The following is a 14,470-nucleotide window of genomic DNA, read 5'->3' as shown; positions in this document are numbered from 1 at the left end:
TCCGGCGGTCCTCCGCCGCGGCTTTCGGAACGCGCGGAACGGGTGTGACGACCGGGAGGAGACCTCTATGGCAATCAAACTCATCAACATCGGATTCGGAAACATCGTTTCAGCCAACCGGATCATTTCGATCGTCAGTCCGGAATCGGCGCCGATCAAGCGGATCATCCAGGAGGCGCGCGACCGGCACATGCTGATCGACGCCACGTACGGAAGACGCACGCGGGCCGTCATCATCACCGACAGCGACCATGTCATCCTGTCCGCGGTGCAGCCCGAGACGGTGGCGCACCGCCTGTCCGTGAAGGACGAAGACAACGACGAGTGAATCGGGGCGCATCATGAGAGAAGGATTGCTGATCGTGTTGTCGGGACCGTCCGGCGTGGGCAAGGGCACCGTCTGCAAGGCGCTTCGCCGCATGATGCCGGAGCTCGTCTATTCGGTGTCTGCGACAACGCGTGCGCCGCGGGCCGGCGAGGCCGACGGCGTGGACTATTATTTCAAGACGCGGGAACAATTCCAGGAGATGATCGACCGCGGCTTGCTGCTCGAATACGCGGAGTATGTCGGAAATCTGTACGGCACGCCCCGCGAGCCCGTCGAGCGGACGATCGCGGAAGGCAAGGACATCATCCTGGAGATCGACGTGAAGGGCGCGCTTCAGGTGAAGCGGAACTATCCGCAGGGCGTATTCATTTTTCTGCTGCCGCCGTCGCTGGACGAACTGAGGCAGCGCATCTCCGGGAGGGGCACGGAGACGCCGTCCGTCATCGACACTCGGATGTCGGAGGCGAGCCGGGAGATCAGCATGATTTCCGAATACGACTACGCCGTCGTGAACGACGAGATCGAAGCGGCCTGCCGCCGGATCCAGAGCATCATCATCGCCGAGCATTGCCGGCGCGACCGGGTCGTGCGGGAATACGCGGGCCTGATGCCCCTCATCCAGAAAGCATGAAGAGGTGATGCGGATGCTGTATCCGTCGATTGACGAACTGATGAAGAAGGTCGACAGCAAATATTCGCTCGTCGTGGCGGCCGCCAAGCGGGCGCGCATGCTCAAGGACGGCGCGAAGTCGAAGCTGGAATCGCCCAAATCCCACAAGCCGGTCGGCGTGGCGCTCGAGGAGATTTATCACGACCTCGTCGTCATCGAAGAGGAACCGAACGTCAAGAACGCGAAATAACGGACACGGCAACAACCCCTGGACGCGGGTTGTTCTTTTTTGTTCCCGGGTCCGGAAGGACTGGCGGCCGGAGCAACGGGCCGTCATCGCATCACGGAATCGCAAAACGGACCCGCCGCCTCGAGCGGGCCGGGCGTTTTGCTTGCAAGGAGGAATCGGACGTCCATGGAGACGGGCAGCCTGCGGGGCAGGACGATCGTGGTCGGCGTGACGGGCGGCATCGCCGCGTACAAGGCGGCGGCGCTCGTCAGCCGGCTGACGCAGCGGGGCGCAGACGTGCGGGTGATCATGACGGAATCGGCCACCCGGTTCGTCGCACCGCTCACCTTCCAGGCGCTGTCGCGCAATCCGGTCCATACGGACATCTTCGACGAACGGGATCCCGCCGTCATCTCGCACATCGATCTCGCGGACCGCGCGGACCTCTTCATCGTGGCGCCGGCGACGGCGAACATCATCGCGAAAATGGCCCACGGGCTGGCGGACGACATGCTGAGCACGACGCTGCTTGCGACGACCGCCCCGATCCTCGTGGCGCCTGCGATGAACGTCCACATGTACGCGCATCCGGCGGTGCAGGCGAACCTGAGGCTGCTCGCCGAGCGCGGCGTCCGGTTCGCGGAGCCGGGCACGGGTCCGCTCGCGTGCGGCTACGTCGGCAAGGGCCGGATGGCCGAACCCGAGGAGATTTTGGCCGCCGCCGAGGCGCTGCTTGCGGAGAAGGGAGCCGGCGGGGCGAAGGGGCCGCTGGCGGGCCGTCGGGTCGTCGTGACGGCCGGCGGCACGATCGAGCGGATCGATCCGGTGCGGTACATCACGAATGACTCGTCCGGCAAGATGGGCATCGCGATCGCCGAAGCCTCGCGCGATCTCGGGGCGGAGGTGACGCTCGTCGCGGCGCGCGTGTCCGTCCCGCTGCCCGGCGGCGTCGAAATCGTCCGCGTCGAGTCGGCGGAAGAGATGCTGCACGCGGTCATGGAGCGGTTCGAGGGGGCGGACATCGTCGTGAAGGCGGCCGCCGTCGCCGACTACCGCCCCGCGGTGCGCCACGCTGCCAAGGTCAAAAAGAAGGAGGACCGCCTCACGATCGAGCTCGAGCGGACGCCCGACATCCTCGCCGAGGCGGGGCGGCGCAAGACGCGGCAGTTCCTCATCGGCTTCGCGGCGGAGACGGAGGACCTCGAGGCGAACGCGATGGACAAGCTGCGGCGCAAAAACTGCGATTTGGTGGTCGCGAACGACGTGACGGAGCCGGGCGCGGGCTTTAATACCGACACGAACAGCGTGATCGTGTTCGACGCGGGCGGCCGGGCGGCCGAATGGACGCTTCTTACGAAGCGGGAGATCGGGCTGCGCCTCATGCGGCTCGCGGCGGAGCGGCTGGCCGCGCGGGAGGGCAATCCGGGGTGATCGCCCGCGTCGTCGTCGATGTCGCCGTGCGCCAGACGGACCGTCCGTTCGATTACCTCGTGCCCGAGGAAGCGAGCGTGTGGATCGGGATCGGCAGCCGCGTCGCCGTTCCGTTCGGCGGTCGGACGGTGCAGGGGTTCGTCGTCGGCTTCGCGCGGGAAGCCGAAGTGGAGCCCGAACGGCTCAAGCCGATCGCCGAGCTGCTCGATCCGACGCCGCCGCTCCGTCCCGATCTGATCGAGCTGGCGCGCTGGATGTCCGACACCTACGGCTGCACTTGGACGGCGGCGATGCAGGCGATGATCCCCGCGGCGCTCAAGGGCCGGGCGGAGCGGCTGGTCGGCCTCGCCCGGGACGGCGGACCGGCGCGGGCCGGGGACGGCCGCACCCGGGACGGGGAAGACGTCCCGGAGCCGGAAGCCGCGGAGGGGCTGCCGGAAGAACTGTTCCGCTATCTGGAACGTTACGGGCCGGTGAAGCTCGAGTTGCTGCTGGAGCGGTATCCCGGACATGAGCGCGCGATCGTCGGCGCCTTGCGCGCCGGCATCCTGACCGAATCGGTGCGGGTCCGGGACCGACTGTCGGTGAAGAAGGTGCTGGCCGCTTTCCCGCCGGAAGATCGCGAGGCCGCCCGGTCGGCGGCCGACGCCATGCCGCCCCGGCTGGCGAAGCAGCGGCAGGCGCTTCTGCATATGCTGGAGCGGAGCGGGCCGGTTCCGCTGCGCCGGCTGCCGGAAGAGAGCGGGCTGTCGGAAGCGGTGTTCCGCGCGCTCGCGGACAAGGGGCTGATCCGGATCGAAGCGGTCGAGGAGGACCGCGATCCGTATGCCGGCCGCGCGTTCGCGCCGACCGGGCCGCTTCCGCTCACGGACGCGCAGGCCGCGGCGCTGCATCGCATCGGCCGGGCGCTGGAGAGCGGGCAAGCGGCCGTGATGCTGCTGCAGGGCGTAACCGGCAGCGGCAAGACGGAGGTATACCTGCAGGCGATCGAACGGTGTATCGCATCCGGCCGCCAGGCGATCGTGCTCGTGCCGGAAATCGCGCTGACGCCGCAGATGGTGGATCGCTTCAAGGGGCGGTTCGGCGGCGACGTCGCCGTCCTGCACAGCCGCCTGTCGGCGGGCGAGCGGTACGACGAATGGCGCAAGGTCCGCGACGGCCGCGTCCGGGTGGCGATCGGCGCGCGCTCGGCCGTGTTTGCGCCGTTCGAGCGGATCGGCCTGATCGTCATCGACGAGGAGCACGAATCCTCCTACAAGCAGGAGGAAAGCCCGAAATATCACGCGCGCGACGTGGCGGTGTACCGGGCCGGACAACACGGCGCGGTCGTCGTCCTCGGTTCGGCGACGCCGTCGCTCGAAAGTTTCGCCGCCGCGCGGATCGTGCCCGCGGCCGCGGCGAGGGAAGCAAGCGGGCCGGTCGTCCGGGTCACGCCCGGCGCGGCGCTCCGCTCCGCCGAGTGGCTGCCGCTGCCCGGGAGGGCGCTCGGCAATCCGCTCCCGCCGGTGGAGATCGTCGACATGCGCGCGGAGCTGGCCGCGGGCAACCGGTCGATGTTCAGCCGCCGGCTGCGCGAGGCGCTGACGCTGCGGCTCGAACGGGGCGAGCAGACCGTGCTGCTGCTCAACCGGCGCGGCTACAGCACCTTCGTCATGTGCCGCTCCTGCGGGTACGCGGCCGGCTGCCCGCATTGCGAAATCTCGCTTACCTACCACCGGCGGAGCGGCGTGCTGCGCTGCCATTACTGCGGATATGCGGAACGGCAGCCGGAGGCATGCCCCTCGTGCGGCAGCCCGCACATCCGCTATTTCGGCACCGGGACGGAGCGCGTCGAGGAGGAGCTTAAGCGCACGTTCCCCGGCATCCGCGTCATCCGGATGGACGTCGACACGACCGGCACGAAGGGGGCGCACGAGAGGCTGCTGACGGCGTTCGGCCGGCGCGAGGCGGATGTGCTGCTCGGGACGCAGATGGTCGCGAAGGGGCTCGATTTTCCGCTCGTGACGCTGGTCGGCGTCATCGCGGCCGACACGTCGCTCCACCTGCCGGATTTCCGCGCGGCGGAGCGGACGTTCCAGCTGATCACGCAGGTGGCCGGCAGGGCCGGGCGGCACGAGCTCCCCGGCGAGGTCGTCGTGCAGACGTACACGCCGGACCACTACGCGATCCGCGCGGCACAGCACCACGATTACATCGGGTTCGTGCGCGAGGAGCTGCGCGCGCGGCGGCTGCTCTTCTATCCGCCGTATTCGCGGCTTGCGCTCGCGACGCTGTCGCATCCCGATCCGGCGAAGCTCGCCGCGGCGGCCGAGGCGTTCGCCGCGGCGCTCAGGAGCGCCGCCGCCGAAGCCGGTCTGCTCAGGCCGCTGGCGGGCGGCGCGGAGACCGCGCTCGAGATCGTCGGACCCTCCGCGTCGCCGATTCCGCGCCTGAAAGATCGCTACCGGTGGCAAGTTATGATAAAATATCGGGGAAATGTCGACGCGGCCGGGCTTTTCCGGCGGGCCGCCGAAGCGCTGGCCGCGGACCGTGACGCGGGCGACGTCCGGATCGGCGTCGACGTCGACCCGCAAATGATTCTGTGACCAGAAGGATGTGCGTAACCGAATGGCCATCAGGCTGATTGTGAAGGATCCCGATCCCGTCCTGCGGGAACGCGCGAAGGAAGTGACGAAGTTCAACGCGAACCTGCACAAGCTGCTGAAGGACATGGCGGACACGATGTACGACGCGAAGGGCGTCGGGCTTGCCGCGCCGCAGATCGGCATCCTGAAGCGCGTCATCGTCATCGACATCGGCGACGAGCACGGGCTGATCGAGATGGTGAACCCGGAGATCGTCGAGCGTGAGGGCGAGCAGATCGGGCCCGAGGGCTGCCTCAGCATCCCGGGCCTTAACGGCATTGTCCGGCGGGCGCAGCGGGTCGTCGTGAAGGGTCAGGACCGGAACGGCAACCCGTTCACCGTCGAGGCGGAGGGGTATCTCGCGCGCGCGTTCCAGCACGAGGTCGATCATCTGAACGGCGTGCTGTTCACCGACATCGCGGACGAAGTCTACAGGGTTCCCCCGGAACATTCGGAAGAACGGGAAGAAGAGGAAGCATGAGCGACGTCCGGATCGTATTCATGGGTACGCCCGAGTTCGCGGTGCCGTCGCTCCGCGCGCTCGTGTCGGCGGGCTACACGGTCGCGGCCGTCGTCTCCCAGCCGGACCGGCCGCAGGGACGCAAGAAGCTGCTCGTGCCGACGCCGGTGAAGGCGGCGGCGGAGGAGCTCGGGATTCCGGTGCTGCAGCCCGAGCGCGTGCGCCGTCCGGAGGCAATCGAAGCGATCGCCGCGTACAAACCGGACCTGATCGTCACGGCGGCCTACGGGCAGATTCTGCCGAAGCCGCTGCTTGACCTCCCGCGCCTCGGCTGCATCAACGTGCACGGTTCGCTGCTGCCGAAATACCGCGGCGGTGCGCCGATCCAGCGCGCGATCATGAACGGCGAGACGGTTACGGGCGTGACGATCCTGTACATGGCCGAGGGGCTCGATACCGGCGACATGATCAGCAAGGTCGAGGTGCCGATCGAACCGGAGGACACGGCGGGCACGCTGTTCGGGAAGCTCAGCGAGGCGGGAGCCGAACTGCTCGTCCGCACGCTGCCGGACATCATCGCGGGCACGGCGCGGGCCGTGCCGCAGAATGACGAGGAGGCGAACTACGCGCCGAATCTGACGCGCGAAGACGAACGCCTCGACTGGTCGCGCGGCGCGCGCGAGCTCTACAACCAGGTGCGCGGGCTCGTGCCGTTCTCCGGCGCCTTCACGCTGCTGAACGGCGAAGTGTTCAAGGTATGGAAATGCAGACCGGCGGAAGTGCCGGGCGGAGCGGCGGGCGCCCCTCCGGGGACGATCCGGGCGGAGGGGGGCCGGCTCTTCGTCGCCACGGGCGACGGTTGGCTCGAGCTCCTCGAGGTGCAGCCCGCCGGCAAGAAGGCGATGCCGGCCGCCGAATGGCTCAAGGGCGTGCGCTTGAGTCCCGGCGCTTCGTTCGGAGGATGATGGCGATGCTTGCAAGACGCGGCACATCGGCGCGGGAAGTTGCGCTCGACATGCTGCTGCGCGTCGAGACGGAAGGCGCTTACAGCAACATCGAGCTGAACCGGACGCTGGGCGCGGCCGGCCTCTCGCGGGCCGACGCGGCGCTTGCGACCGAACTGGTCTACGGCACGATCCAGCGGCGGCTGACCCTCGATCACTGGCTGTCGCGGTTCGTCGCGCGCGGGCTGGACAAGCTGCAGCCGTGGGTGCTCGCGCTGCTTCGGATGAGCCTGTACCAGCTCGTGTACCTGGACCGGATTCCGCCGCACGCGGCGGTCGGCGAAGCGGTCAAGATCGCGAAGAAGCGCGGGCATCCGGGCATCGTGAGCCTGGTGAACGGCGTTCTGCGCAGCCTGGCCGGCTGCCGGGACGAGCTCGGGCTTCCGGACGATCCCGATCCGGTCCGCCGGCTGTCACTGAAGCATTCGTTCCCGGAATGGATGGCCGCCCGCTGGATCGAGGTGTACGGCGAGGAGACGGCGGACCGGATCATGGCGTCGCTCAACGAGCGGCCGAGGACGTGCATCCGCGTGAACCGGCTGCGCGGCGGACGCCGATCGGTGCTGGAGCGGCTCCGGGCGGAGGGCTACGACGCGAAGCTGTCGCTGATCACGCAGTCCGGCATCGTCATCCGCCGGGGCGGGAACCTGGCCGACACGGACGGGTTCCGCGGCGGCGAATGGACGGTGCAGGACGAGGCCGCGATGCTCGTCGCGGAAATCTGCGACCCCGAGCCGGGCATGCGGGTGCTCGACTGCTGCGCCGCGCCCGGCGGCAAGTCGACCCATCTCGCGGAGCTGATGGGCGACGTCGGCGAAGTGCTCGCGAACGACATCCACGCGCACAAGGAGCGGCTGATCGTCGAGCAGGCCGGGCGTCTCGGCCTTACGTCCGTCCGCACCCTGGTGGGCGACGCCGCCGACCTGCCGTACCGCGTCGGCCGCGGAACGATGGACATCGTGCTGCTGGACGCGCCGTGCAGCGGCTTCGGCGTCATCCGCCGCAAGCCGGAAATCCGCTGGAAGAAAAAGCCGGAGGACATCGACGAGCTCGCCGCGGTTCAGTACCGGCTGCTTAAGGCCGCCGCCGCGGTCGTGAAGCCCGGCGGTCTGCTCGTCTACAGCACCTGCACGTTCGAGCCGCGCGAGAACGGGGAGCAGATCGCGAGATTTCTCGCCGCGCATCCCGAATTCGCGCCGGATGCCGACTGGCCGCGGCCGGTGCTGGAAGCGTTCCGCGGCGCCGGGCTGCCCGAGCCCGACCCCGGCACCGGATCGTTGACGCTGCTGCCGCACATGGCGGGGACGGACGGCTTCTTCATCGCGCGGCTGCGGAGGCTGAAGTAAGAGGCAAATGCCGGTCGAAGTGGTTCGGACCCGTCCGCCTGTGGTACAATAGGATGGATTGAGGCGTTTTCCGCCGGCCGCGGTCCGGACGGGCCTCCGGCGGATGACGTCAATCGAACCGGCGGATGGGGCGAAAGCATGAAACCGTTCATATACGATTTGACGCATGATCAGGCAAAGGCATGGATGCAGGAAGCCGGCGAGCCCGCGTTCCGCGCCGACCAGCTGTTTGACTGGCTGTACGTGAAGCGCGTCCGGTCGTTCGCGGAGATGACGAACATGCCGAAGGCGCTCCGGGCGAAGCTGGAGGAGACTTACGCGTTCGCGGCACTTGAAGAGATCACGCGGCTTACTTCGAAGGACGGCACGGAGAAATACCTGTTCGGCCTGCACGACAACCATGCGATCGAGACGGTCGTCATGCGGCACCATTACGGCATCAGCATTTGCGTCACGACGCAGGTCGGCTGCCGGATCGGCTGCACGTTCTGCGCTTCGACCCTGGGCGGGCTCAAGCGGAACCTCACGGCCGGCGAGATCGTTGCGCAGGTGGTGACGGCGCAGCGGATGCTCGACGCATCCGGCGAGCGGATCTCGAGCATCGTCGTCATGGGTTCGGGCGAGCCGTTCGAGAATTACGACGCGACGATGGCGTTCCTGCGCATCGTCACGCACCCGAAAGGGCTCAACATCGGCCAGCGCCACATCACGGTCTCGACGAGCGGCATCGTGCCGAACATCTACCGGTTCGCGGACGAGAACACGCAGATCAACCTCGCGATCTCGATCCACGCGCCGAACGACGAGCTCCGCTCGAAGCTCATGCCGGTCAACCGGCGCTATCCGTTCGACGAGGTGATGAAGGCGGTTCGGTACTACATCGAGAAGACGGGCCGTCGCGTCACGTTCGAATACGCGCTGATCGGGGGCGTGAACGACCGGCCCGAACACGCCGAGGAACTGGCGGACGTGCTGAAGGGCTTGCTGTGCCACGTCAACCTCATTCCGGTCAACCACGTGCCGGAACGGAAATACGTGCGCACGCCGCGGAAGGACATTTTCACGTTCCAGCGCATCCTGCAGAGCCGCGGCATCAACACGACGATCCGCCGGGAGCAGGGGCACGACATCGCCGCGGCTTGCGGACAGCTGCGGGCGAAATACATGGAATCGTTGAATCGATGAGGTGATATCGGTTTGAGAACGGCCAACCGAAGCGACGTCGGGCGCATCCGGCTCGTGAACGAGGACCGCGCCTGGGTGGCCGAGCTGCCGAGCGGCGTGACGGCCGCGATCGTGGCGGACGGCATGGGCGGGCATCAGGCCGGAGACGTCGCCAGCCAGATCGCGGTTGACACCTTTCGCGAAGCGATCACGTCCGTCCAGGCGGAGCTGACGCACGAACAGGCGAAAACGGCGCTCTGTCAGGCGATCCTGCAGGCGAACGAAGCGGTGTTCGAGCTGGCCAACCGCAACGAGCACTACCGCAGCATGGGCACGACCGTGGTGGCCGCGCTGCTGCTGTCGGACGCCGGGTTCATCGGACATATCGGGGACAGCCGGGCGTACAGGCAGCGCGGCGACACGCTCCGGCTGCTGACGGAAGACCACACCCTCGTCAACGAGCTCGCGAAATCCGGACAGATCAGCCCGGAGGAGGCCGCGAACCATCCGCGCCGCCACGTGCTGACGCGGGCGCTCGGGACGGAGCGGGAAGTGGAAGTGGATCTGAAGGGTTTCTCCTGGATGCCGGGGGACCGGCTGCTGCTCTGCAGCGACGGTCTGTACGCGATGGTGTCCGAAGAGGAGATCCGCGAGACGCTGCTCGACGATGCGCTCGATCTCGACGGGAAGGCGAACCGGCTGATCGAGCTTGCTCTCGAAGCGGGCGGCGAAGACAACGTGACCGTCCTGCTCATCGAGCACTCGGGCGGAGATCCGGGGGGTGAGCAGCCGGCATGATCGGATTCGAACTCGGAGGCCGTTACGAGATCATCGAGCGGATCGGCGGGGGCGGCATGGCGCTCGTCTACCGGGCGCACGACATTCTCCTCAACCGCAACGTTGCCGTAAAAATTCTGCGCCAGCAGTTTGCCAACGACGAGGAGTTCGTGCGGCGCTTCCGCCGGGAGGCGCAGGCCGCGGCCTCGCTGTCCCACCCGAACATCGTCAGCGTCTACGATGTCGGCCAGCAGGACGACACGCACTACATCGTCATGGAGTATGTCGAGGGGCGCAACCTGAACGACATCATCAAGGAGCGCGCGCCGCTGCAGCCGGAAGAAGCGGTGCGGATCGCCGCGCAGATTTGCGACGCGCTCGACCACGCCCATAACAACCAAATCATCCACCGCGACATCAAGCCGCACAACATTCTGATCGGCAAGAACGGCCGGGTGAAGGTGACGGACTTCGGCATCGCGCGCGCCGTCACGTCCTCGACGATCACCCAGACGGGATCGGTGGTCGGGTCGGTGCACTATCTGTCGCCGGAACACGCGAAGGGCGTCGTCACGGGCGAGAAATCGGACTTATATTCCCTCGGCGTCGTATTGTACCAGATGGTGACGGGACGCCTGCCGTTCCTCGGCGACAGCCCGATCAGCGTCGCCCTGAAGCATCTGCAGGACGGATTCGAAGAACCGCGCAAGGTCAATCCGCTCATCCCCCAGAGCCTCGAGAACGTCATCCTTCGCGCGATGCGCAAGAACCCGGACGAGCGGTACGCTTCTGCCCGCGAGATGCTGGACGATCTGGAGACCTGCCTGAATCCGGAACGGCTGCATGAGCCGAAGATCACGTTCGACGACATCGATCTGGAGGAAACGCGCGTCATGCCGGCCATCCGCGGAACGGCCGCCGCGCTGGCGACGTCGCGATCCCGCGAAAGGGAGAGGAACGAGGGCGGCGAATCCGGTCCGGCGTTTCCCGAGGAGTCGGAATGGATCGACGAGGAGCGGCCGCGCCGCAGATGGGTGAAGCCGGTCGCGGCGCTCGTCCTGACGGGGATTTTCATCGCGCTGATGATATGGGGCATGCGTTTGGCGCGCGATTTGCTCAAAACTGACGAAGTCGACGTGCCGTATGTCGTCGGCCTGCAGGAGGCGGTGGCCCGCGAGCGGCTGGCGGAGGCCGGGCTGAACGTCGAGGAGCCGGTGATTTACGAGGAGAACGACGAGGTGCCGGCGGGCGTCGTCATCGCGCAGAACAAAATGAACATGCGCGTGAAGACCGGTTCGTACATCCAGCTGACCGTCAGCAGCGGGCCGAAGCTCGAGACGATGGAGAATTTCGTCGGACGCAAGCTCGCCGAGGCGCAGATGCTGCTGGAAGCCCTCGGCGTCACGGCCGACCGGATCGAGCACGAGGAAGTGTTCGATGATTCCGAGCCGGGTGACATCCTCGAACAGTCGATCGCGCCCGGCGAACGGTTCGATCCGGAGACGGTCCGCATCAAATTCACGGTCAGCAAGGGACGGGAAACGTTCCCGATGCCCGATTTGACGAACATGACGCTGGAGCAGGCGTTGAAAGAACTGGAGCAAGCCGGCCTCAAACTGGGGCCTGGCGAAGGCATCGCGCGCGAGCCGAGCTACAAGCCCGAGGGCACGGTCATCTCCCAGTTCCCGTACATGCCGGGTGATCCCGTCGCAAAGGGCAGCGAGGTGACGCTGACCGTCAGCTCCGGGATGCTGCCGGAGGACGCGGTGCGGTACACGTTCAACATCCTGATCTCGCCGGCCGTGGCCGGCAGGGCGAGCCAGGTCAGGATCGAGTATTCCGACGCGACCGGCGAGAAGATCGAATGGGGTACGCGCCGGATCGAGCAGACGGAATCGTTCCCGGTCGAGGTCGTGCTCGCGCCGAACACCGAGGCGGTCGTGACGATCTACCGGGACGGCCAGTTCACCGATACGTTCTCGGTAACCTATGACGAAGCGAAGGCCGGAGGTCGGGGCGTCCAGTCCGTGCCGGGCACGCCGGCGGCCCGGGAAGAGCAGCAGGCGTCGGGCCCGCAGGAAGAGATCGGTGCGGTGCAGGCGCCCGGCCGGGATGCGGAACAGACGGAGGCCGGAGAACCGGCCGATTCCGGTGCCGACGGCGGCGAAGCGGAAAGCGGCGGTTCGCAGGCCGAAGACGGGCATCAGGAGGATTGACGCGTGGCAACCGGACGCATCGTCAAAGCGCTGGCTGGGTACTATTTCGTGGCACCGGACCGGCCCGAACCGGGGGCGGAAGGGCCGATCCGGTGCCGCGCGCGCGGCATTTTCAAAAAACGGGGGGAAACGCCGCTCGTCGGCGACCGGGTGGACTATACCGTGACCGGAAGCGGGGAGGGGACCGTCGACCGGATCCATCCCCGCACCTCGGAGCTGATCCGTCCGCCGGTCGCCAACATCGAGCTGGCGGTCGTCGTCTTCTCCGTCGCGGAGCCCGCGCTCAACCTGCAGCTCCTGGACAAATTCCTGGCGTTCATCGAACACGCGGGCATCGACGCCTTGATCTGCCTGAGCAAGAAGGATCTGATCGACGGGCCGGACGGGGAGGAGGCACGGGAAGCGCTGGAGACCGTCACGCGCATCTATCCGGCGATCGGCTACCGGACGATCGCGACTTGCGCGCGGACCGGCGAAGGGCTGGACGAGCTGCGCGAGGCGCTGGCCGGCCGGCTGTCCGTCGTCTGCGGTCAGTCGGGCGTCGGCAAGTCGTCGCTGCTCAACGCGATCGTGCCGGGGCTGACGCTGGCGACGAACGAGATCAGCGAGAAGCTCGGCCGGGGCCGCCATACGACGCGGCATACGGAGCTCGTGCCGATCGGCGGCGGGGGCTACGTGGCGGACACGCCGGGCTTCAGCCAGCTTGATTTCGCGGAGCTCAAGGACGCGGATCTCGCCTCGTGTTTCCGGGAATTCCGCGAGCTGGCGCCCGGATGCCGGTTCCGGGGCTGCACGCACGTGCACGAGCCGGGCTGCGCGGTGACCGAAGCGCTGGCCGAGGGCAGGATCGCGCGAAGCCGGTACAACAGCTACACCGCGTTTCTGGCGGAAGCCGGCGAGAAGAAGCGGAGGTATTGACTGACATGACGATCATCGCGCCCTCGATCCTGTCGGCCGATTTCGGCCGGCTGGCGGAGGAAATCGCCGACGCCGAGCGCAGCGGCGGCGATTGGATCCACATCGATGTCATGGACGGCATGTTCGTGCCGAACATCACGTTCGGCCCGCCGGTCATCCGGGCGGTCCGGAGCGCGACCCGGCTGCCGTTCGACGTCCATCTCATGATCGAGCGCCCGGAGCGCTACCTGGCCGATTTCAAGGCTGCAGGCGCGGACCGGATCACGGTGCACGCCGAGGCTTGCGTCCATCTGCATCGCGTCGTGGGTCAAATCCGGGAGCTCGGCCTGCCGGCGGGCGTGGCGCTCAACCCTGCGACGCCGATCTCGTTCGTCGAACATCTGCTGGACGATGTCGACCTGATCCTGTGCATGACGGTCAACCCGGGCTTCGGCGGGCAGGCGTTCATTCCGTCCGTGCTGGACAAAATCCGGAGCCTCAGGCGATTGCTCGCCGAACGCGGCCGGGACGGCGTACATATCCAGGTGGACGGCGGCATCAACGCGGAGACCGCTCCGCTCGTCCTGGAAGCCGGCGCCGATGTGCTCGTGGCGGGCAACTTCGTGTTCGGCCGCGCCGACCGGGCCGCGGCGATCGCCGAGCTGCGCCGGGGGTACGGCCGGCATGCATGATGACGAGCGCATCACGACGAAGGACGTATTCCTGCTGATCGGTTGCAGCGCGCTGATCGGCGCGCTGCTGGTCGCGTTCGTGATGTATCAGCCGATCGTGCGGGTGATCTTCTCCCTCGGCGCGCTGTTCGTCGGCATCCGTTTTTTCCGCCGCTATGAACGCCTCGCCATGCGGGTGTGGCTCGTCATCCTGTCGACCGTGTTCTTTGTCATTTACACCTTTTTGGTCGTCGTTTACCTCTATTCGACGGGAATGTACGCTCCGCCGGCATGATGCGATTCCCCGGAATAGGACGGATCGGCCGCGCATAGGATGGTTACAGGAACAAGGCACCTGTAACCTTTTTGTCTGACCGTGTATATAGGTGGATTGACGATGGGCGCGCCGAAGGAGGGGAGGAGCCGTGAGGTTCTACACGATCAAGCTGCCGAAATTTCTGGGCGGAATCGTGCGGGCGATCCTGAATACGTTCCAGAGGAACTGACCTCCGCCGCTCCGGCCGCCGGCCGCGCATCCGCCGGCGGGTCGGCGCGGCTCGTCGCACATCCCTACAGCAGCAAACAAAACTCCCACGGCGTCGGAACGCGCGCGGGAGTTTGTTTTCGGCGTCTGTTTTCGGCATGAGGCACCTGCGCGGGCAGGCGCCTTTTTCTTTTTCGTGACCGATCCGACCGTCATTCGCATGAGGGCT

General features: G+C 67.0%; 15 protein-coding genes. All 15 read left to right on the top strand.

The genetic code is table 11. The features are described 5' to 3' along the window. The first annotated feature begins 67 nt into the window (after positions 1–67). The 15 genes from remA to spoVM all read left to right on the top strand — a co-directional run bounded on the left by remA (position 68) and on the right by spoVM (position 14,263). Positions 68–328 (top strand): extracellular matrix/biofilm regulator RemA, encoded by a 261-nt coding sequence (gene remA, locus A9Z00_RS04510; RefSeq protein WP_296974924.1) that lies wholly within the window; start codon positions 68–70, stop codon positions 326–328. Between the two features lie 13 nt (positions 329–341). Then, complete coding sequence (gmk, locus tag A9Z00_RS04505; protein ID WP_296974922.1) at positions 342–959, top strand: guanylate kinase; 618 nt, start codon at positions 342–344, stop codon at positions 957–959. A 13-nt stretch (positions 960–972) separates the two neighbouring features. Continuing rightward, a complete protein-coding gene (gene rpoZ, locus A9Z00_RS04500) occupies positions 973–1,188 on the top strand; it encodes a DNA-directed RNA polymerase subunit omega (RefSeq protein WP_296975024.1) in 216 nt (71 codons plus the stop codon). Between the two features lie 165 nt (positions 1,189–1,353). Then, positions 1,354–2,598 (top strand): bifunctional phosphopantothenoylcysteine decarboxylase/phosphopantothenate--cysteine ligase CoaBC, encoded by a 1,245-nt coding sequence (gene coaBC / locus A9Z00_RS04495; RefSeq protein WP_296974918.1) that lies wholly within the window; start codon positions 1,354–1,356, stop codon positions 2,596–2,598. Then, positions 2,595–5,183 carry a primosomal protein N' gene (priA, locus tag A9Z00_RS04490; protein WP_296974917.1) on the top strand — a complete coding sequence of 863 codons (2,589 nt, stop codon included), beginning with the start codon at positions 2,595–2,597 and terminating at the stop codon, positions 5,181–5,183. The genes coaBC and priA overlap by 4 nt, the downstream gene beginning before the upstream one ends. A gap of 22 nt (positions 5,184–5,205) precedes the next feature. Then, positions 5,206–5,703 carry a peptide deformylase gene (def, locus tag A9Z00_RS04485; RefSeq protein WP_296974915.1) on the top strand — a complete coding sequence of 166 codons (498 nt, stop codon included), beginning with the start codon at positions 5,206–5,208 and terminating at the stop codon, positions 5,701–5,703. Continuing rightward, positions 5,700–6,647 (top strand): methionyl-tRNA formyltransferase, encoded by a 948-nt coding sequence (fmt, locus tag A9Z00_RS04480; protein ID WP_296974912.1) that lies wholly within the window; start codon positions 5,700–5,702, stop codon positions 6,645–6,647. The genes def and fmt overlap by 4 nt, the downstream gene beginning before the upstream one ends. A gap of 5 nt (positions 6,648–6,652) precedes the next feature. Beyond that, complete coding sequence (rsmB, locus tag A9Z00_RS04475; RefSeq protein ID WP_296974909.1) at positions 6,653–8,032, top strand: 16S rRNA (cytosine(967)-C(5))-methyltransferase RsmB; 1,380 nt, start codon at positions 6,653–6,655, stop codon at positions 8,030–8,032. Positions 8,033–8,170: 138 nt separating this feature from the next. Beyond that, positions 8,171–9,217 carry a dual-specificity RNA methyltransferase RlmN gene (gene rlmN, locus A9Z00_RS04470; protein WP_296974906.1) on the top strand — a complete coding sequence of 349 codons (1,047 nt, stop codon included), beginning with the start codon at positions 8,171–8,173 and terminating at the stop codon, positions 9,215–9,217. A gap of 12 nt (positions 9,218–9,229) precedes the next feature. Further along, positions 9,230–9,994: a Stp1/IreP family PP2C-type Ser/Thr phosphatase gene (locus A9Z00_RS04465; protein ID WP_296974905.1), complete on the top strand. Its 765-nt coding sequence runs from the start codon at positions 9,230–9,232 to the stop codon at positions 9,992–9,994. Next, positions 9,991–12,189 carry a Stk1 family PASTA domain-containing Ser/Thr kinase gene (gene pknB / locus A9Z00_RS04460; RefSeq protein WP_296974902.1) on the top strand — a complete coding sequence of 733 codons (2,199 nt, stop codon included), beginning with the start codon at positions 9,991–9,993 and terminating at the stop codon, positions 12,187–12,189. The genes A9Z00_RS04465 and pknB overlap by 4 nt, the downstream gene beginning before the upstream one ends. A gap of 3 nt (positions 12,190–12,192) precedes the next feature. Continuing rightward, positions 12,193–13,107 carry a ribosome small subunit-dependent GTPase A gene (gene rsgA, locus A9Z00_RS04455; protein ID WP_296974899.1) on the top strand — a complete coding sequence of 305 codons (915 nt, stop codon included), beginning with the start codon at positions 12,193–12,195 and terminating at the stop codon, positions 13,105–13,107. Positions 13,108–13,112: 5 nt separating this feature from the next. After that, positions 13,113–13,778, top strand: a complete 666-nt coding sequence (gene rpe, locus A9Z00_RS04450; protein WP_296974896.1) for a ribulose-phosphate 3-epimerase — start codon at positions 13,113–13,115, stop codon at positions 13,776–13,778. Further along, positions 13,771–14,052 (top strand): hypothetical protein, encoded by a 282-nt coding sequence (locus tag A9Z00_RS04445; protein WP_296974894.1) that lies wholly within the window; start codon positions 13,771–13,773, stop codon positions 14,050–14,052. The genes rpe and A9Z00_RS04445 overlap by 8 nt, the downstream gene beginning before the upstream one ends. A gap of 130 nt (positions 14,053–14,182) precedes the next feature. Continuing rightward, positions 14,183–14,263 carry a stage V sporulation protein SpoVM gene (gene spoVM, locus A9Z00_RS04440; protein ID WP_296975022.1) on the top strand — a complete coding sequence of 27 codons (81 nt, stop codon included), beginning with the start codon at positions 14,183–14,185 and terminating at the stop codon, positions 14,261–14,263. Positions 14,264–14,470 lie beyond the last annotated feature (207 nt).

The organism is Thermobacillus sp. ZCTH02-B1, assembly GCF_002159085.1.
Classification (GTDB): domain Bacteria; phylum Bacillota; class Bacilli; order Paenibacillales; family Paenibacillaceae; genus Thermobacillus.
Note: the sequence above shows the minus strand (reverse complement) of the source record. Positions and strands in the feature narration are given on the sequence as shown.